At 55.6% G+C, this 3,873-nt stretch carries 4 protein-coding genes; 1 reads left to right on the top strand and 3 read right to left on the bottom strand.

Annotation, left to right across the window (positions count from 1 at the left end; translation table 11 throughout):
- Positions 1-1,340: malate synthase A (gene aceB, locus WA354_RS19285; RefSeq protein ID WP_472814647.1), on the top strand; the 1,340-nt coding region annotated here is incomplete at its 5' end.
- 596 nt (positions 1,341-1,936) lie between these two features.
- Here the strand turns inward: aceB and WA354_RS19280 are convergent.
- The 3 genes from WA354_RS19280 to WA354_RS19270 all read right to left on the bottom strand — a co-directional run.
- Positions 1,937-3,019 (bottom strand): hydrogenase large subunit, encoded by a 1,083-nt coding sequence (locus WA354_RS19280; protein ID WP_472814646.1) that lies wholly within the window; start codon positions 3,017-3,019, stop codon positions 1,937-1,939.
- On the bottom strand, positions 3,016-3,423 hold the full coding sequence (locus tag WA354_RS19275; RefSeq protein ID WP_472814645.1) for an NADH-quinone oxidoreductase subunit C: 408 nt from the start codon (positions 3,421-3,423) through the stop codon (positions 3,016-3,018). The genes WA354_RS19280 and WA354_RS19275 overlap by 4 nt, the downstream gene beginning before the upstream one ends.
- On the bottom strand, positions 3,410-3,873 hold a 464-nt coding region (locus tag WA354_RS19270), incomplete at its 5' end, for a 4Fe-4S binding protein (RefSeq protein ID WP_472814644.1). The genes WA354_RS19275 and WA354_RS19270, both read right to left, overlap by 14 nt.

The raw sequence follows: 3,873 nt of genomic DNA, 5'->3' as shown, positions 1-3,873 counted from the left end.
TGGTTGATCGCAGAGTGGAAATTACCGGTCCCGCGGAAAGAAAGATGGTCATCAACGCTCTGAACTCTGGGGCGAATGTGTTCATGGCGGATTTCGAAGATTCGAACGCACCCACCTGGAGCAATTGCCTCGAGGGTCAAAGAAATCTGCGCGATGCCAACCTGCGAACCATCGAGTTCAAATCCCCCGAAGGCAAGCTCTACAAGTTAGGACGGAATCCCGCCGTGCTTTTTGTCCGGCCTCGCGGCTGGCACATGGTCGAGAAGCACTTCCCGATCAACGGTTCTCCGATATCTGCCTCGCTCTTCGATTTTGGCCTTTACTTTTATCACAACTTTCGCACGCTGCTCGATCGCAACACCGCCCCGTATTTTTATTTGCCGAAGATGGAAAGCTACCATGAAGCTCGGTTGTGGAATGATGTTTTCCTCCATGCGCAGGAATATGTCGGGATTCCAGAGGGAACGATTCGCGCGACTGTACTGATCGAAACCATTTCTGCAGCGTTTGAAATGGACGAGATCCTTTACGAGCTTCGTGATCACTCCGCCGGCCTGAACTGCGGACGCTGGGACTACATCTTCAGCTTTATCAAAAAGTTCAGGTGTCATCCGAAATTCACGCTACCGGAACGCAGCGGCATCACAATGGAACAGCCGTTTCTTCGTTCTTACGTGGAACTGCTAATTCACACATGTCACAAGCGCGGCATTCACGCGATGGGCGGGATGGCAGCACAGATACCGATTCGCGATGACCCGGACGCCAATGAACGGGCGATGGAGCGCGTTCGTCAGGACAAACTGCGTGAAGTGCGTGCCGGCCATGACGGTACATGGGTGGCGCACCCGGGACTTGTTCCGATCGCGAAGGCCGTGTTCGATGAACACATGAAGAAAGCAAACCAGATTCACCGCCCTGACGAGCCGGCATCCAGAATCAATGAGAATGATTTACTGGAGATTCCGCTCGGTCGTTTTACCGAAGAGGCGTTCGTTCGCAATGTCGACGTTGCATTGCAGTACATCGAGTCGTGGCTTCGTGGCAACGGATGCGTCCCGATTTACAACTTGATGGAAGATGCAGCGACGGCCGAGATTTCCCGGGCACAGATCTGGCAGTGGATCCGATACAACGCTCGCCTCAGCAATGGCAAGCGAGTCGATCGCCACATGCTCGCATATGCCATCTGGAACATCCTGAATCAAGCCAGGCAGAAGCTTGGAGCAGAACGGTTTGCCTCTGCAAAGTTCGAGCGTGCGGCCGAGCTGCTCACATCCTTATCGACCGGGGAATTCCACGAATTTCTAACAACCGCAGCCTACGCAGAGTTTGTGTGACAGATCTAGCGCGCTGGTCCGTCATGCTAAACGTCCTCTTGTTTCTGCGATCTCACGATCTCTAAAGGAGTGGTTTTCCCAGGTAGGACTACCGATATGTCTTTCGGCTGCATCTAAAGCGCCCATCTTGGTGAATGCGAAACCTACCATCAGTGCGTCGCGCGGGAGGCTCCAGATACAGCCCAAAGACGTTTGAGTAGTAATCTGCTCCTGGCGCTGGCGACGACATTTCGCAACCGTTGCCAACCTATGGTTAGCAACTCAGCAGCGAGATGCGGACCACGTCGCCTGGAACTGCGCGTGAAAGCTCATGCCCGTGTCGGACACAATGAAGAAATCACACACGGGTTTTACACCAGCGCCACAATCGCGTTTCAATACGCGATCCTCGGTGATCGGGATAGAACGCTGCATTGGCTCGCCGAAGCAACCCATGAAGAGCTGGGCCATCTTCCGGAAGACTTGATATGCGCTTCCGAATTCAATTTCCTTCGCTCCGACCCTCGGTTCCAATCAATCCAGCGCAAACTTGGCCTTCCGCCAAGGTAACTCGCGATCCCCGAAGCCTTTGGCAGGCGATGAAATCTGACTTCAGGTCACCTATCCGTGCAGGAGTAGCAAGGATCGATGGAGGCCTGAATGAGAGGTGCGTCGGCTACGCGCGCACCCAGAACCATCCAGCGAACCGCGGGCATGTTGACGTACGTCGGAGTACGCGCATGGACCCGACTCGGCGTTCGCGAGTTTTCCTTCCAACTGACGCTGTACACGACTTCGCCGCGTGGAGCCTCGACGCGGCTGATGGCCGTTCCTGTTACGAATGCGAGTTTTGATTCATTGCACGCGTACTCGCCCGGAGGGAGCTTGGCGATGGCCTGGCGAAGAATGCGGCAGCTCTGAAGAATCTCGTATGCACGAACCAGGAGCCTAGCGCGCACATCGCCTGCAGCCTCTACCGGCACATCGAATTCCATCTCGGGATACGCCGCATAAGGCGCCGCACGGCGAAGATCCTGGGGAATTCCCGAGGCACGGGCAGTCGGCCCCACAACTCCGCATGACAGCGCTTTTTCTCGGGTGAGAATCCCAATACCTGCGCATCGAGATTTTGCGGTATAGCTGGAAGTGAACACCGGGACAAGTTCGCGGGCGATTTCATTTTCGAGGAGATTGACCATCTTCAGCAGGGTGTCGGGGTCGGTGATATCTCGATTGACTCCGCCGATGCGGTTCATCGAGTAGTTCACCCGATTGCCGGAGATAGCCTGAAGCATGTCCATCACTTTTTCGCGGTAAGCGAAACACGCCATGAACAGCGTCTTGAATCCCATGAGCTTGGCGGCGATGCCGGCCCACAGCACATGCGAGTGGAGCCGCTCAAGCTCTGCCATGATGACGCGAATATATTGAGCGCGCGGCGGAGGCTCGAGATTGGTCAATTTCTCAAGAGCCTGGCACAAGGTGAGCGTGTGAATGAACGAGCAAATTCCGCAAACCCTCTCCATGAGTGCAATCAGCTGGACGTAATTGCGCGTCTCTGCGAGATGCTCAATGCCGCGAAAATTGAATCCGATATGCAGCTTCGCGTCGCAGACCGTCTCGCCCTCGCAGATCATCTCGAGTTTGTAAGGTTCTTCGAGGCCGGGATGAAAGGGGCCCATCGGCAGCTTGTAGCTCATCTCGCCACCTCGTGCAGGTTCACACCGATGCGGTCGTTATCGCGAAGCAGAAGCGGTTCGTAAACACGACCGGTGAAATCAATCGAATACTCTTCGTGGATCTCGCGCTCGATCCAATCGGCAGCTTCGCAGATGTCGTAGATGCTGGGCATGGAGTTGCCCAAGGGATAGAAGGCAAAGCCCAGCAACTGGCCGTTCCAGTCCCAGAGATATTCGAGGCAAAAGCCCTGGTTCATTGGAAGTTCAGTCGCGGTAATAGTGACAAATCGCGCGCCTGCTCGATTAAGAACGGGCACCAACTCGCGGAGATTAAGGTTGCCGGTGGAGAACCACTTGACCCCGCTTATGTCTGTCGAGACATCCGTGATTTTGAGTTCAGCTGCCAGTTCCTCAATGTTGTTCATGGGGCTCTCCTGACTGTGCGGTCGCCCCGGCAGGGGCGGGCTGCGATTTAGGCGGTGGAGTCTTGCGTTGCAGCGTATAGCTGGTACGCAGGCCTCTGGCCGAGAGGTAAATGGGCGGGCAGTCCGCGTCCTGCGTCAAAGCATGGTCTTTGCATCCATCCACGCAACGACCACAGAACGTGCATTGTGAAGGGTCGTATGCCCAGGTAAATTGCTTGCCAGCTGCAGTAAATGTGATGGCGCGGGCAGTGCAGCGGAACCGGCACATGGCGCAGCCGGTACAGCGCGAGGGGTCGAAGTGCACCAGGCCGCGAAAGCCACTGGTCATGGGCGGAGCTTCAGGAAATCGCAGAGTTGCGACGCCGCGTCGAAGGTTTTTCCAGAGCATTCCCAGTATCTTCATGAGCGTAACCTCATGAGCAATGTCGTGGAGATGGCAAGGACCGCGAA

It is taken from the genome of Occallatibacter sp. (assembly GCF_049802275.1).
Taxonomy (GTDB): Bacteria; Acidobacteriota; Terriglobia; order Terriglobales; family Acidobacteriaceae; genus Telmatobacter.
This window is presented reverse-complemented; position numbering and strand designations above follow the sequence as displayed.